At 42.3% G+C, this 17872-nt stretch carries 4 protein-coding genes; all 4 read left to right on the forward strand.

What is annotated here, in order from left to right; translation table 11 throughout:
• Positions 1 to 306: 306 nt before the first annotated feature.
• The 4 genes from J8M00_RS02165 (at position 307) to J8M00_RS02180 (ending at position 17784) form a co-directional block, all read left to right on the forward strand.
• Positions 307 to 1797 carry a hypothetical protein gene (locus tag J8M00_RS02165; RefSeq protein WP_211008723.1) on the forward strand — a complete coding sequence of 497 codons (1491 nt, stop codon included), beginning with the start codon at positions 307 to 309 and terminating at the stop codon, positions 1795 to 1797.
• Entirely contained in the window at positions 1790 to 16006 is a 14217-nt protein-coding gene (locus tag J8M00_RS02170) for an RHS repeat-associated core domain-containing protein (RefSeq protein ID WP_211008724.1), read from the forward strand. Before J8M00_RS02165 ends, J8M00_RS02170 begins: the two co-directional genes overlap by 8 nt.
• A gap of 189 nt (positions 16007 to 16195) precedes the next feature.
• Complete coding sequence (locus J8M00_RS02175; RefSeq protein WP_211008725.1) at positions 16196 to 17077, forward strand: hypothetical protein; 882 nt, start codon at positions 16196 to 16198, stop codon at positions 17075 to 17077.
• Between the two features lie 275 nt (positions 17078 to 17352).
• Entirely contained in the window at positions 17353 to 17784 is a 432-nt protein-coding gene (locus J8M00_RS02180; protein WP_211008726.1) for a transposase, read from the forward strand.
• Positions 17785 to 17872: the final 88 nt, after the last annotated feature.

Here is a 17872-nt window from a genome sequence, read left to right on the forward strand (position 1 = left end):
TAGGCCCGTTTTGTACTCTAGTGCGGTAAGCGTTGTTATATTTGCAGCTTGAATAGTAATATTTTTACTTGGTTTCAGTGCAAGGGCTTCTTTCATAAATTTTTAACATTGCGATTGGGTGAAGTTTTAAGCAGTCAATTGATTTAAATAAATGTTATTAATTACTACTTTATTACTGATTTTACGTCCACTTTGATACTAAAAATATAATTATATTCATTTTAAGGCTTTTATGAGATTTTTATTTTTTTAATATGCGCGTTTATGTTAATTTCTCGCGGCTTTTATTAAATGGAGAAATGAAAGTTGTTAAAGTTTAAGTGTGCAAATATTGTGCTACTTTCTCTTGTTAGCTTTGCATGTTTGGGGTTTTCATCCCAAAAACCTCGGTTAACTGATGGTGAGTTAGCATTTCATCTAAAAGGTGAAACAGATAAAATATCCTGGACAAAAGTTGAAGGTGCAACTGAATATTCCGTTCAGGCATATCCAGGAGATCTCGTTTATCAAGCCCGCTTTGGTCAGGGACCAATGAGCGAAGCTAGCCAGTTTAGTGGTGTTGACAGCATTTTTATTCAAAAATACAAATCGTATTCAAGTTCGATTGAAATTACCAACCCCAGATCGGATGTGCGTTATTTAGTTATACCCTGTAATCAATTTGGCTGTACTGACGGCATTATTGCGGAGCGTATACATGCGTCAACTTATCTGCATGCGATTGAAGAGTTTTCTTTCAGTAAAAGCTTAGTCTACCCATGGGAATCTTCAACAATACGCTGGAAAAGCAGCGGTGCTCATACTGTTAACCTGTTAAAAAATGGCCAAACCTATTTAACAAATTTACCATCGAGTGGCAGTGTACCCGTACGCATAAACGATAACACCGAATATACAATTCAAACCATAGGTGTTGGTAGTGTAAGAACACGATCGCGAACCTTACTATATCAACACGCCAAAATTGAGGCACCCATTAATGACAGTGGCTTTTTAATGCCACTGCGCAATTTGGGGATAGACATTATTCCACGCACTTTAGTTAGAGGCAGCGATCGCTATTTATTTGTCGTCGACAAAGCTAACAATCTGCATAAAGTGGATTATTCAAAAACCACCCCCGAACTAATTTGGTCAATTCCTTTGGGTGGTAAAGTGGTCAATAAACCCTTAGTCGAGCAGGGGATCTTATACTTTGGCGTCAGTAAAATTGACGGCTCAGGAGATGTGTGTTCGTTAAATGTCAGCTACGCAACGCGTAAATCTTGTAAAACAACAACGGATGCCGTGATAGCTGGCGCACTTGCTATGGACCTGTACCAAGGGCCTCGGGTCGTTGGCAGTAGTATTGTATTTGTTAGCCACAAAGGGCGCGTGCTTGAATATGCGCCACAATTGGTGGAGTTGCGTAATACGTCAAGCTTACCTGTGTCTATGCTGGGGGAGTCAATTATTGCCACCCCGGCTATTAATCGCCGAGAAGGCAGAGTCTACTTCCAATACCAAGATGCGAGTTCACAGGAGACCAAATTAACCTCTATTAAGTTTTCAAATTACATTGGTGGTGCAGAGCCCATCGATCCCGGTAACCCAGGTGGTGATCCTGGAGATGATCCAATTGTTGGACCGATTGACCCGCCAGTGCTTTTTTCTGTAGCTGTACCATTGAGAGCACCTTCTAAGATGGAGGTTGCTGAATTTAATGAGCAATCGGCTAATAACGACACTATGTTGGAGGTGGAATGGACAGCCACAGTGCTTGATGACACCGAACAGACAGGAGGTCAGCATGAGTAAATTTAACACCTTCTGTTTTTATTTATTAATGTGTATTGGTTTTACTGCTCAAGCTAGTAATGCTGATTATTGTTACACTAAACCGCAGACTATATCCCTTGAACTCGATGAGACAACCAAAAAGCACACCATAGAATTAGCCAACCCCTCAATGGCGTCTTTATTTGCCAAGGTGACTATGAGATCAGGTGGTGAAACAACGCAAGTTGCATCAGGCTCAGGTAATCATACTTATCGAGTGACAAGAGAATTTGGCGTCGGGCGGTATGAGTTTAATTCTGAACACAGCTGGAAAATAAACCAGGAGGAAGACGTCGTTTACTGTGCTCGTACACTCATTGTTAAGCCCTATTCAAAGCCGACTATAAGTGTAAGAGAAACGCGCGACAACAATGACAAAAGAAACGTGACTTTGACTGTCAGCGCGACGGATGCGGTCAGTCCACTTAAATCATTTTACGTGTGCGAAAGTAATCGTTCAGGTGATTGTAACAGAGGTGGCTATAGCAATCACTTCGACCCAAATGATAGCTTAAACCAAACGATCCCGCTGACTGTTGACTATGAAAATCCAAGATACTTTACATTTGTTGCAATAAATGTCTTTGATAGAGAAGAAGTAAAAACCATAGCGGTAGCCCGCGCAGATGAGCCAAACACCACAACACAAATCACTTTAACAATTTATGATTCCAATGGTGATGAGCTTGCTAACGACACCGTAGTAAGAGCAGAAACAGAAGTGCATGCGGTGATCAATATCAATGACTCGGATATTCAGTCATCAAACTGGCCAAACAGTGCATCAATAAACGGTGATGCTGCTGGCGAGGGGACGCTGACATTCTCAGGTTTCCCCAATGAATTTCCATGTTTTAACGGAACTAAAAAACGGACAACCTCATGTTATCAAACCTTTTCAGTGACTAAAGATACGACATTTACCGCAACTTCCGGTGATGGCACATCAAATGCTATCCGCATCAAGGTACCGTCTTTACCGAACATTACTGATACTAGCTTATCCAGCGATTTGGTGACAGCGGGTGAGAGAGTGACGTTGCGCTTTAAAGCCATGGACGCAAATAGTGGGGTAAATGAAGATAAAATCAATATCTGTATTGTACCGGGTAAACAGTCTGACATTAGCAGTTGTGGTAACAATACTCAAATCAGCTTAGGTGGCGTTTCTGCTGAAGAGGGGGAGTACTCGGTTGATTTTACAGCACCAGCAGCGGAGACCAGCACAACCAGCTATACAGTAGTCATTTTGGTGCAGGATAACGATGTAAATGATGTGGTTTCCAGTACTTTAGACCTAACAGTTTTTGTGCCGATAGGTATTCTTTTAGATGATCCGCCTAAAAGTACCATTCATGATAGAAACACGACATATACATATAATGTGAAATTGGGTGCGTTGGACCGCTCACACCTAGGTGCGAAAATTGACTTTATAGAGATGTACAAAATATTAGGCGGCAGCGAACGCCATACGGTAGCCAGCGTGTCTAATCCCGGTTCAGTACCTGAAAAAGGGGCGGCTAGAGTGTTCCCTCTCCAATGGAAACCCGGCGACACACTCAGCGATGAGCAAAATTTTTATGTACGAGCGCAAATAGAAGTCAATAACAAAAAGTTTGAGTACAACAGTGCAAGCAGCTATTTTTTTAAAATTGAGTCAGTCCCACCATCGACACCTACACTGAGCATTACACCCAGTGCAGATGCCCCTGGGCATTTTACCATCACAATGCCGCTAGTAAACTTTGCTGACAGATACGAAGTATTTGAGCGCGCAAGCGAGAATACAGGTAATGACCTGAATGATGCGCAGCAATGGACTCCGTTACGGGATATTCACTTTAGTAGTGATAACCTGACAATTACAAAGTCTGTACAAAAAGCTTCAAATACTTTTAACCAAACCTTTACTTATTGTGCTGTAGCGCTTAATGGGAGCTTAAAGAGTAGTACTGACTACAATGAAATCAAAAACCAGTGCGCGACATACACCAATAACAATGGCGGTGGTCTACCATTAACGCCAAGATTTACCAATATTGATGAGGCGCCAAGTGGCCCTTATACTTTGTCTTGGACGTCTGAAGATCAAAATAGCGACTATGTAAGGTTTAAGTTAGAAAAAGAAATCGCAGTTGATGTATGGCAAACGCTGTTATCCAATTCTAAAGATACGTCTTTTCAGATTCAGAACCCTGCGATAACGCATAACGTAACATACATGATTAGCTCGTGTAATGTGAATATTGCTGATGAATCAAAGCAGTGTATCAAAGGGGGCATATTAACTCTTCAGCATGCTCCACCAGTGATTAGTTTCGCTAAAATGTGTGCATCAGCGGGCTGTTTAGAGGTGCAGGGAACTGGCTTTCATCAGCAAGGCCAAATTTCGATCCAAGAAAATCTCACAGCAATTCCACATCAAATAGATGCCAGTGAAGTGTCCCTTACAACAGCCGCAAATGGTGTTCAAACCTTAAGGTTCCCGCTGCCTAAGGGAGCTGATAGTGCGTACTACCAAGGTGGGATCTCAGTCGGTGTAAAAAACCAGTTGATTAACAGCCCAATGGCTGAATACAGCACTGGCGAGAACATTGGCGAAGTGATTGACCCCCTCAACCACACCCCAACATTGGGGCAAAGTGGTCAAATCTATGTGGGGATGGGCAATCAATTATGTGCTTTTGACGGCCAAAACCGTCAGTGGTGTAATGCAACGGGCGGGTTTTTGTCTTCTCGTGCTGTGGCCACAACTGCTGGAATTGGCACCGATGTGATTTTTGCCGGATCTCGTGATCATAGCATTTATGCTTGGAGCCAAAATGGCACGCAGCTATGGAAAAATACCACGCAAGGTGCCATAGAAGCCGAAGGCTTACTGGTTGGTAAAACGCAAAACGATGCCACGCTGTTTTATGGCTCTGATGATGGGGCTTTATATGCGCTTAACGCATTAGATGGTAACACCAAATACGTATATAAATTAGGTGCACGTACCATTCAAAAACCCATGTTGGTGGGTGATAATGAAATATGGGTTACTACAGCAGGCGATCAGCTTCATGTTATAAAGCGAGGCAGTGCAGGGGTCGATAAGCTCCTTTGGGGCGACTTACAAGACTCGCCATTACTTGACGGTTTTAATAAAGACATCCCGGCAGGTTGGGTTCCGACCAATGCTGATCATGAAGCAACATACCCATTGTTAAGGCTCGGCTATGTTATTTTACAACGTGAATTGAGTCGCTTTGAGCTGTCATTTTTGACCTACGCAGTGCGCCACAATAATGTGACTTTGTTGGAAGTGGCTGAGGCAATGTTGCAATCGCCAGAGGGCAAGTGGAACCATCCAGACAGTTTAATCAACCTCTATTTTTACGACTCAATCAGTAATATGTTGTTTTTCACGGTGAGGGCTGAAATTGCAGGTAAAAGCCGCGCTCAGTGGGTCAGTGAACTGGATGCTGGCTTGTCAAGAGCGGAGCTAATTCTTCAGTTGGTTCGCTCTATTGAAGTGGCTGAGCGATATGAACCCGTTGTGATAAGTTCGCTATCTTATTACTACGGTATCTGTCATAACCCTAATCAGTGTAAGTTGACAACTGACTCAGACGGCGATGGTGTGAGTGACGCGATAGAAAGGGTGATGGGGACACGTGTATACGACCCTAGAGATGGTTTGCTCGAATCGCCAACCCTGACTTTAAGTCAAGTAGAGGCTGGCATGCTGTCAGCGTCCATGACATACCATAAAAATATTGACTATTTTGAATTTCATAACCCAGCGGATAACACGGGGCCAACCGTGCTGGCAGCGCGTAATAAAACAGCGACCACCAGTTCGGCTTACCCCAATGGTAGCCATACGTTTTATGCTAAGGCGTGTATAGAACGCGAAATAACCTTTGAGGGAGACACCCGTATTCACCGTGCTTGTTCTAACCCATCTGGCACACAGGTTATTGAGATCTCAAACAGTACGATTCAAGGACAAATTCATCCACTGTCTGTCCCTAATCGGGCCGCGAATTATCACGGGCCAAATGTAGATCAGCTTGCAGAGCATCACAGTTTAGCCACCACAACCGGTCACTTTAGGGTGAATGAACAAGGCGCTGCAACCTATTCAATACCGCTACCACTACCAGCAGGTATTGCAGGCGTAACACCTGAGGTTGCGTTAACGTATAACAGTCAGTCAGGCCCGTCATCGGTGGCATTTGGTTGGCAGTTATCCACAGGGTCAAGTATTACACGTTGCAGACAGACAAAATTACACGATGGTCAGTTTGAAGCAATCAGACCATGGCGTGTAGGTAACGACAGGTATTGCCTAGATGGTAGTCGACTTATTTTGACCAATGATGTCACTGAGGGCGAAGTTGGTGCAGAGTATCGCAGTGAAGTGGACTCACAAATTAGAGTTGTGGTTGAGGCACCGGCACTATCGGGTACTAAACAGTTTGCAGTGTATGGTAAAGATGGCAGTAAACGTATTTACGGCGGCTCGCCTGACAGTGAGTTAGGCGGTACGTCATCCCACGGTTGGTTGCTGCGCCAAAGTATGGACCGAATAGCAGCACGTGGTGATGGCACCGCCCCCAATATTGTTCATTATCACTACAGTAAAGGGGGGGAGAGTCAGCAAGTTTTAGGTAATCTTGAAACCGTTCTGAGTAAAATTGAATACAGCGGTAACGAAGATGGCACTGAAAAATACAGCGTTAAGTTTGGCTACAAAAAGGGCGCAGCTCGCCAAGTCGCATTTGACTATTCCGCGGTGAATAAAACCATGGTGTCACAAGCTGAGTTGACCTATATTTCTATCAATAAAGGCAGTGAAACACTGAGACATATTGACCTTGGGTTTGAGTCAGCAGCAAATGGCGCACGCTTGCTAAAAAGTGTGAGAGAGTGTGCAAGCAACAGGCTGGAAGTATGTAAAAAGCCAGTGACATTTGACTATACGCAAAGCTTTGCTCAGCCTCAGCTATTGGCCCCAACGACGCTTGTTAGTGCCCCAGCCAACAAAAAAGTGGTTGGCACCTCATTTGTCGACTTACTAGGTAACGGCAAAGCAACCCTTGTCAGCTTGGCACAAACCAACAATGCGCGTCAGCATCAATTGTGTGTTATTGAATCTCAATCTGTACAAAACTGTACGCTGATTGATACCAATAGTACCGCTGATAATATCGAAATGTATGCGTTTGACAAAGAGGACAATGGTCGACAAGGGCTTGTGATCAGAACAGCCAACCGCAGAAGTGACGCACATAACAAGTGGGAGTACTTTAGTTACGACGGGAGTCGTTGGCACAACAGCACGATGATCAACACGCTCACCATGCATAATTTGCGTCTTGGTGATCTGAACGGGGATGGATTTACTGACTTGCTATACACAGGTGGGCAAAATTACAACACCTACAGACAGCTGTGGAGCCAAACGGATAAAGACGTGTCACCTATCCAAGAAACCGTTTCACTGGACTATATTGACGATGACAAACCGTTCTATTTAATGGACGTCAACTTTGATGGGTTAGCTGATGTGGTGACGTCGGATTGCGCTTATTCAGGTTGTCGCACACCTGGTAAACGAGATGTTGTGTTGGTACATTTCAATCAATATGACACCCGTGCCGATAAACATAAATTTGGAGATAGCCGGTCGCTCCAACTAGTCCATAGCCGATTGATGCCAATGGACGTCAACGCCGATGGGATTGTTGATTATGGTTATGTTAATGCGGATGAACAATGGGCTTTTTCACTGGTAAAACCGTACTCAGGCACTTTTTACTCTCAGGGGACAGAGATAACTCTGCCATCACCAACGAGTGCCAATATCAAACCGGAAGACACGCATATAGCGCCTATTCAGGCAGATCTCGATAAAGATGGCATGCCTGAACTGTATGTCGTGGGTAAAGATAACCTCACCCGACATTACTATTTGTATCGTTACGAGTGGGATCCAGCCGATTCTACCTTCAAGATACCCAACCATGAGCCAGTATATGAGTTAGGTGAACAGCTTTCGGTGACTGATAGTATTTTCTTCTTGGATTATGACCACGATGGTGTTGAAGAACTGATATTGAGTATAGGCAATCAGCTCAAGGTAAAAGAGGCATTATATCGCGCTGATCCACCGAATATATTAAAGCGGGTTACCCAAGGTTACGGTAACCAAACCGAGATTAACTATGGGTTAGCGTCAGATCCTACCCTGTATACACTCGGAGAGCACAGTAAAACAGAGGCACTTGGCCTGCAATCAAATGCACGCGTAGATGATTTATATGGCGGTGCCTTTTTAGTCGAGCGCGTAACAACGGGGTCGCTACAAACGATTGATGACGTGACTTCAAATATCGACTTGGCAGTTGATTATCATTACGAAGGCGCTCGTATACAATTTGGTGGCAGAGGCTCATTGGGCTTTGAAGCGTTGACGACGACAACGCAAAAAGACGGTATCACCTTTAAAACCAGAACAGAGTACAGCCAAGCGTTTCCATTGATTGGTATGCCAACCCGCACGCTTAAAACCATGACGGTTGATAACACCAATGTGGTGATAAGCGATGCAAAAAATGACTATCAATACCATGTTAATGGCTGTGACAATACAACTGACACATGTGCGGACAACAACGACAAGAAGCCAGGCTATTTTACTGTATATGCACATCGTAGTCGTGAATGCGCTGCGCGCATGGATGTAAAGTACGCGGGTGCGATTCAATATGGGGTTTCTGGTTATAACTGTAGTATCACCACGACCCAGCAAGACCCGTTTGCCAATGTAACAAGCATAAAGGTAGACCAATACGATGCAGCAAACGCCAGTGACTTTATAAGTCACACCAGCGGTCAATTGTTGTCGTCTGTGACAACGAACAATACGTATTACACCAGTGATGATTGGCTAGAGTTAGGGCGTTTACATCAGGTGGATGTCACAACGACCCGCACCGATGGGTCAGCGCAGTTGGAAAAACGTAGTGAGTTTACTTACCACGCTGGGGGCCCCCTCGATGGCATGCTGATATCAGAGGTGATAAACCCGCAAGGCAACTGTAATGAGTATCTGAAAACCAGTTACAGCTACGATGCAGTGGGCAATGTGGTTAGTAAAGAAACCAGTGGAAAAACGCAAGGTTGCTCAGGTAATACCACACGAAAAACGCAGACGCGTTATGACGCAGATGGTCGCTATGTAAAAAGTAAGGTCATTGTTGACCCCTCATCACAGGCAGACTCACACTCTACGGCAGATATAACGACGCTCAATGTAATTAGTCGTAATAAGTTCGGGCAAGTCACGGAGTCAAGCAATTCGGATGGCGTTCGTCAATACACCAAATATGACGATTTTGGTGAGGCAATTGGCAGTCATTCAGCAACAGGTGCTCAGCAGTACACCGTGCGCACTGCGTGTCCGTTTGAGGTCGACAATTGTGCTGTGGCAATTAACAGTTACAAGAATCACGAGCTGTTAGGCCAGACGTTTTTAGATAAACTCGGTCGAGAAATTGGCAGTAAAGTGCAAACACCTGGCAGTCAGTGGCTTTACTCAAAGCAGCATTATGATGCATGGGGTCGAGTGGTTAAGCAGCTACCGGCGGGGTTACAGAGCACAGAGACCGTGTATGACGTGTTTGATAATCCGGTGAAGGTGACAGACAATCAAACGGGCCTTGTGACGACACTGACTAAAGCGGGTCGTACGGCGACGAGTACTGTCACAGGCAATGTGCCAGGTGATTCACAAACGCAAACGACAACGTTTAACGTATACGGTGAAAAAGCAACGGAAACCGACAATGCTGGCAATGTGTTAACTTACACATACAATGTGCTTGGCAAAGTGGTGAAAGTGAAGTCAAGTGCTGATAACAACAAAGTATTGATTGAAAACAGCTATAACTTACTTACTGGCTTGAAGGTAAGCCAAACCGACCTAGACAGCGGTACGTGGACATATGACTACAACGCCTTTGGGGATTTGATAAAACAAACAGATGCCAACGGTAATGTACAGACTTTTGGCTATGATGTGTTTGGCCGAAAAGTATCTCATGATGTTAACGGAGCGCGCGTTGCGACTTGGGTGTATGACACTGAGAAAAAGCATCGGTTAGCCTACGAATATACCCGTGACTGGTCAAAAGGTTATATTTACGATGGATTTGGCCGCAATGTCGCCTCGGTAACCGACTTTGATAGCACTGCGCTTGAGTGCAAAAGCACAGACCATGTTTGGTACGAACCCTCAAGTAAAGATGTGCGAATATCCACTGACCTCGCATCAGTCGATAGCAGCCAATGTGTTGTTCAACTGACAACGTTTGATGAATTTGGCAGGGTGTTCCAACAATTTGATGACTACCGCCGACTCGCACATAGAAATGAATATATAGAAGCACAAGGAGTTCATTTAACCTATCGAGCGGGCCAAGTAGTCACAAAGAAAGAAGCGAGAGAAGGTACTAACGGCACACTCTACTACCAATTCTCGAAAGCGGATAGCGCTGGACGTGTTACTCACTATAGCAAGGGTCGCTTTGCGATGTCGGTTGGTTATGGCGATATGGGTTTCCTGAGCGACTTGGCTGTGCAAGGCAGCTATGGTTATATTCAATCACATAGTTATCAATTTGATGGCTTAGGGAATCTCACATCACGCGCATTTTCATTAGATGGTGGGCAAATTGAGATAAGCCAATTTGGCTATGACGACTTAAATCGCGTCACCACAGTTAATGGTGAGACTGAATTTGCCTATACCGCAAATGGCAATCTGACGACGAAGTCTGGTTGGACGCAGCACTATGAAGATACAAGGCCTCATGCAATTTCAAGCCGTGTGAAAGGCAGTCAGGTTGAAGCGTTTAAATACGACCAAAATGGTAATCAAATCAGCGCGAAGAGGACAAACGGTGGCAGCACTGACTATCAACGCGATGTGGTGTACTCTGCACGTAATAAGGCAACGCACATTACGGTCAATGGCGAGTTAGTTCAATTTAGTTACGATACCAATAACCGACGCTTTAAACGTGTTGAACGCAATAAAACCATTTTCTATGTGGGTGCACTTGAGATAGTCAAAGAAAGTGGCTCAGAGGCCTTATCTGCTCAAACTTACATTCGTCGAAATATTGGCAACGATGCGGTAAAAACTTACCATGAGAATGGTCAAGAGAGCATACAGTGGTTGTTTACAGACCATCAAGGCTCAGTTGTTGCTGTGGTTAACCATAGTGGTAAGCTCTTAAAGCGTTTTAGCTATGACGTATTTGGCAAGCAATCAGAAGTCTTGATGCCAAACAATGACATAGACAAACTAAATTGGGCGCTTGAAACAGGACTCTTTTGGACTGTAGCAAGTAACCAAAGAGCGTACACAGGCCACGAACCCGTTAAGTTTGGTGATGATACGCGCATCATTCATATGAATGGTCGGATTTACGATGCAGATACTGGCCGGTTTATGCAAACCGATCCGTTTGTACAAGCGCCGAGTAATTTGCAGAACTATAACCGATATAGTTATGTGCTGAATAATCCGCTGTCGTTTACGGATCCGAGTGGGTATTTGTGGGATAAAATCACAAATCCATTGAAAAGCGTAGGTCGAAGAGTGATACGAGCAGCAGCCCAGTTTCTTGGATCAGAGTTGCTTAGTATTGTGGGGAATATGCTTACTGCTTATTGTGGTCCTGCTCAATCAGCCTGTGCAGCCGCATGGAATTATGAATTTACGAGAGCAATGGGAGGGAGTTCATCCCAGGCACTTAAAGCAGGCTTAACTTCTGCTGCGAGTTCATATATGGGAGGTCAAAACTTCGGCCCTGTAGGTAGCTTTGTAGTTCAAGGTTTGGTAGGAGGCGTTGCAGCAGACATTAATGGGGGTAATTTTGGTCATGGTTTTTGGGCGGCTGGTTTAAACTCTGCGGTAGGCGGCTCTAGCTTTACATCCAATCCAATTGCCAATGTGGCAATATCAGCCGTTGTCGGTGGCACAATTTCGGAAATTACAGGAGGCAAGTTTGCTAACGGCGCTTATAGTGCAGCGTTTACGAGTGCTATGGTGCAGGATTGGAGTTTGCTTGACTCAAAAAGCGGCAATAATGGCAGAGCTGGTTCAATTTGTTCACCAAATCCGATTAATATTTCCACAGGTGAAAAGTATTTCACCATGCGAGACTATCAAGCAGCAGGAAATAGCCGACTTAAGTTCGAGCGATATTACTTTAGCTATTCTAGGACTAAATCTAGCTTAGGCATGGGTTGGAGCCACAATTTTGACAGGAAGCTTGAGTTCATCAAAGGCAATAAGCAGCTTGTTAGATACTTGGGTTTAAATAAGAAAGAGCTAACCTTTAGTCGCAAAAATAACAAACATGATTCTTATGAGAATACAGCCAATAGCTCAGAGCATTTACAGCAAATCGATAGCGGTTGGGCGTTAAAGTTAGTTGACGGGACTACAGAGATCTTCAATGAACAAGGGCGTTTGATTGAAGTTCACGAGATAGGCTTGTATCAACAGTTTTTGAAGTACAACAACGGCAAGTTGACTTCAGTAACAGACAGTATGGGTGTAGAGATCCATCTAGAATATAATCTTGCAGGTTTACTAACTAAGTTAGAAACGCCTGAAGGTACGTTTGAATATGAGTACAACTTAGCTAATCGAACGTTAGTAAAAGCGTTGCGACCTGCCAGCCAAGGTGGCGAACGTGGCTATAAAAAGTATCATTACGGAAACTATGATTACAGATCTGCTATCACTCATATAAGTAATGAACAAGGGAATATTCTTCATAAAGTGAGATATGATGATAATGGAAGAGCTGTTTCCAGTGCGTTAGGCAGTGACATTGAGAAAGTAAACATCAGGTTTTTGCCCAACAACCAGAGTATTGTTACAAATTCGCTCGGTTACAAAACGACCTATACATTCAATGATAGTAATCAGCCATTAAATGTAGCTGGAGATGGTGGTACCAGTTGTCTGTCTACTAATCAGCAATATGAATATGATAGCCGTGGAAATGTCATAAAAAGTACAGATTGGAACGGCGTAGTAACCACATACTCGTATAATGACAGAGATCTGGAAATCAGCAGGACGGAAGCGTTAGGGACAGATATTGAACGCGTGACTTTAACGGAATGGCATGACGTATACCCGATAAAGAAACTCATCCAAACAGAGAAAGCTAAGCAAGTGTTTGAATATTCGGATTCAGGTTTACTGTTGAGTCATACAATATTTGATTTAACTGCAGAGCAAAGCTGGTTGCAAAATCTGATGGAAATATTTCCGAGTCGTACGACTAACTATGATTACAACTCAAGAGGTTTAGTTGTTGAAGTAGATGGGCCGCGTACGGATGTTGCTGACGTTACGACGTACGAATATGATGAGTTGGGTAACCAGATTTCAATAACGAATGCCCTGGGACATAAAACTGAAGTGACTAAACACAATCCATCTGGGCGTCCTTTAGTAATTACTCACGCGAATGGTTCTATTACGGAGCTTACTTATAACGAGAGTGGCTGGGTCAGTAGCAAAACAAACGTTACATTTGTTGACGGAGAAAGAGTAGATGCTACAACGCGTTATGAGTATGCCCATAGTGGTGATAATTCAGGACAAGGCCTGATTGAGCGTATTTCACACCCTAATGGAGGGGTAACACGCTACACTTATGATGAAGCTTATCGTGTCAAAACAATGAGTAATCACCTAGGTGAAACAATTGAATACGTCAGAGATCCTGAAGGCAATCCTATTGAGAAAAATGTCTTAAATCGTAACGGCGAACTAGTGAAGCAGCAGAGGCAACAGTTCAATGAACTTAGCCAGCTAATTGCACAAGTTGGCGTGAACTCTCAAGTCTCTCATCAGTACAACGGAAATGGACAGGTGGCCTCAACGACAAATGGTCTGGGTAATACGACACATCATGCGTTTGATGCTTTAAACAGGCTTGTACAAACAATCGACTCAGACGGTGGTGTAGTTCATCAATACTATGGTGCACAAGATAAAGTTACCCAAGTTACAGACCAGCGTGGATTAACCACAGAGTACCAATACAATGGCTTTGGTGAGAAAGTTAAGCAGATAAGTCCTGATACAGGTACTACCGTGTATAAACATAACGCTGCGGGCTTAGTCATCGAAAAAGTTGACAATTCAGGACAAGAGGTTAGCTATGAATATGATGCAATTGGGCGCATTACCCATGTTAGCTACGCTGAAGCTGCCAACGAGAATGTATATTATAGATACGATGAGCCTTCAAAAGGCAGTAATTTAACTTCAAAAGAAAGAGTTAAACATAGCGCAATAGGGAAATTAACAAATGTCGTTGACAATAGCGGTAGCAATCAATATCAATACAATGCACTTGGTCAATTGGTGGAACACACCTATCAAGTACAAGGTAAGCGCTTTACTCAGTATTTTAATTATGCAGATGATGGGCTGTTGGAATCGCGAGTTTACCCGAGTGGTATGGTCATTCGTTATAATTATGATAACGCTGGTCGTGTGAATGCTATTTCTAGTAACTCATTTGAGGGCAGCAAAACTTCTTTTGTTTCAGATGTAGAGTATCTAGCATTGGAAGCGCCTGAAGTCATCACATTTGGCAATGGTGTTAGTCAACAAAACACTTACGATTTGGATGGTCAGTTTGAATCTATCCAGCTTGTTAATGGTTTAGACAGTCTGTTAAATAGACAATATGTTTACAATGCAGCAGACCAAATTACCGATATTATTAGCCTTAAAAATGATGGGGTATCTCAACATTTTGAGTACGACAACTTAGGTCGACTCACGTTTGCTCAAGGCGAATACGGTCAATTGACCTATGGCTATGACCAAGTGGGCAACAGACTCAATCGCAAGTGGGTGTCAAAAGATAGACAAGTACTTGAAGATGAAACCTATCAGTATGCGATGAACAGTAACCAGTTGCAGCTGATTGCACCGAGCGTTAAACCTGTACGCGTATTCAATTATAATGAAAATGGTCAGACAATACTGGATACTTTGAAGGGTAAGTCTTTGGTTTATAATGCAGCCAATCGACTAAGTAAAATAGCCTTTAATGATGGCTCACACGTTGAGTATATCTATAACGCTAAAGGACAAAGAGTGGCTAAAGTTCTGGTTGCAGTTAACGGTCAGGAAACCACGACACACTATCATTTTGACCAAGATAATTTACTCGTAGCAGAATCAAATGCAGATGGGGAACCTCTTGTTGAATATGTGTATCTAAACAAGCAACGAGTTGCCAGCATCAGAACTATAGGTGGCTCTCATGTGATTGAGTACATGCACAATGACCATTTAGGGTCTCCTATGGCACAATCCAATGTATTTGGTGAATTAACTTGGCAAAGCCATACGTTACCATTTGGGCAAAGTTACAAACCCGTGAAAAGTGAGCAAGGTTTCGGGTTCCCAGGTCAATATCATGATGGTGAGTCTAGCTACAGTTACAATTACTTCCGTGATTATGATCCAAGTATTGGCCGGTATATCCAGTCTGATCCTATTGGCTTGGCCGGTGGGGTTAATACCTATGGTTATGTACTAGGAAATCCAGTTCAATCTTCGGATACTTGGGGGTTGTATGTAGATCCGGATTGGGGAGCAGCTAAATGGAAAGCCATGCATTTTGGCAGTGCTACTCATAAACATGTATTCAGTGTTCTGAGGGGGCGAGGTATACCAGTCTCCTATGATCAAAACTACAGTTTTTTAAAAGGTCGTCCAGATTATACTTTAGGAAATAAAGTATGGGAACTGAAGCCAATTAGTTACTCCAGTGGCCCTTTGAATGTCCTTGCTGAAAAGCAATTGTCAAGTTATACATCAGGCGGATCCCCATTTGTTGCTGGTACGGGTGTTGAACTCCTTGGTACAGAATTAATGGGAGCCGGAGCAATGTTTTTTGAAGATGCATACTATGAAATAGTGTTGTATGCGAATGACCACAGTGGGGTATTCTATTATGATGCACATAAGATGACAGCGCAAAATTTGTTGAACTATCAGAGAGCAGTTGATAAAACTGTTCCTGCTATCAATAGTGACAGTAACCAAAGTAGTATCCGATCTTGCCCTGTTATTAATTGAAAATTATAAAAGCTCTGGAAGGATAGTATGGTTTAGTTACATAACTTTATTATCCTTCACTATTTTTTAGTTAGTACATAAATTTTAAGAGTTGAAGAATAATTAATAATATGACTGTAAATTTAAGTCGAGTAATAAATGTTTTTTCTTTTATCCTTGATATTATTTAGAATGAAAGTGTGTATGTGAATGAATTTGAATAACCTCCTATATTATCACCATAAATTATCAGATTTTTTTTTGCCATTAATTGATGATGCAAAGGCAAGGAAAAATCAACTTCTAGAGCGTGGAATATCTAGCTACATGTTGCTAGATGATGCCTATAAATACCTTATTGATGACTTTAACCTGGATGAGAGTGCTCATCAAAAATACAAAATAGAGGATACTAAAGTTAGAGCATCTATGGGAGGATATACTTCTCCTTACATTAATGAACTAGAACTACGCTGTAAAGATAAGTATAAAGAAAGTAAAGAGCCATTAGATTTAGTCTCTTCTGAATTACAAAGGAAAATTCGTTCTATTAGCCAGAGTGAACACTATACTGACTGGTATCAAAAAACATTAATAGAATATGAGGAAATGCTTCACAGAAGCGGAGTAGTTTTATTGGAAGGGTATGATAAGAAGTTTTGTAAAGATAATGTAATGAAGTTGCTCTTTGAAACTCAACTTGAAGCTTATGGCTTTACTTATGATCGAAGCCTATCCACTAAAAAAGTACATATTATATCAAAAAATCTAACAGATGATTATAAGGTATGTTTGATTTTTCGTGAAAATAAAAATAGCTTTAGAGGAATTGGTATAACTTCACATTTTGGTATAATAAATAACTCTAATCGGGGGGCAAAAACAAACATACCAAAATCACTAGTTCAGTTTGAATTATGGAATTTCTTTGGGATACTTTCTGCTCCATTTGTCGAATTGTATAACTATTGTATAGATGAAAGTGATCTACTTTATATTGTTTATGTTAATCTAATTATGTTCGAAATATTATTTGAAGATATAAGTGTGAATAAATTGGAGGCTGTTGTGCATAATACATTTTCCGAGTGAGATTTAGTATAGAAGGTTAAATAATTAAATAAACCAAATAGGACAGGCACAAATTTTTTGCATAAATTACGTTGCTTGACTACTGTTTAAATATCCAGCTTCATTTGAGTTGAATAGATATGACAAGTGCAAGGAAAGTACTGATAGGTCTGTCGTCGACGTCTTATTATCACTTGATAGCACGGAAACCAAAATAGGACAGGCACAAATTCTTTGCATAAATTACGTTGTTTGACTACTGTTTAAATATCCAGCTTTATTTGAGTTGAATAGATATGACAAGAGCAAGGAAAGCACTGATAGATCTGTCGTCGACGTCTTATTATCACTTGATAGCACGGTGTGTACGCCGTGCTTTTTTGTGCGGAGAGGATAAGTATACAGGCAAAAACTTTGACCATAGACGGACATGGTTAGTCGAGAGAGTAAAACTGCTAAGTCGTGTATTTGCGATTGAAATAGCAGCATATGCCATCATGAGTAATCACTATCATTTGGTGGTCAAAGTGAATAGGCAGCAAGCACTTAGTTGGTCAGATAACGAGGTAATATCTAGATGGTATAAATTGTACAAGGGTAGTCCAATCATAGATAAGCAACGAAACGGTGATGCGCTAAGTGAGGCAGATCAACTGCTTATATCTGAAGAACCAAATAGGACAGGCACAAATTCTTTGCATAAATTACGTTGCTTGACTACTGTTTAAATATCCAGCTACATTTGAGTTGAATAGATATGACAAGAGCAAGGAAAGCACAGATAGATCTGTCGTCGACGTCTTATTATCACTTGAT

The organism is Pseudoalteromonas luteoviolacea (assembly GCF_018100925.1).
GTDB classification, from domain to species: domain Bacteria; phylum Pseudomonadota; class Gammaproteobacteria; order Enterobacterales; family Alteromonadaceae; genus Pseudoalteromonas; species Pseudoalteromonas obscura.

What these genes read in the sequence shown, in the direction of transcription:
- J8M00_RS02170 (WP_211008724.1), top strand. Translation starts at nt 1,790, where the DNA reads ATGAGTAAATTTAACACCTTCTGTTTTTATTTATTAATGTGTATTGGT.
- J8M00_RS02175 (WP_211008725.1), top strand. Translation starts at nt 16,196, where the DNA reads ATGAATTTGAATAACCTCCTATATTATCACCATAAATTATCAGATTTT.
- J8M00_RS02180 (WP_211008726.1), top strand. Translation starts at nt 17,353, where the DNA reads ATGACAAGAGCAAGGAAAGCACTGATAGATCTGTCGTCGACGTCTTAT.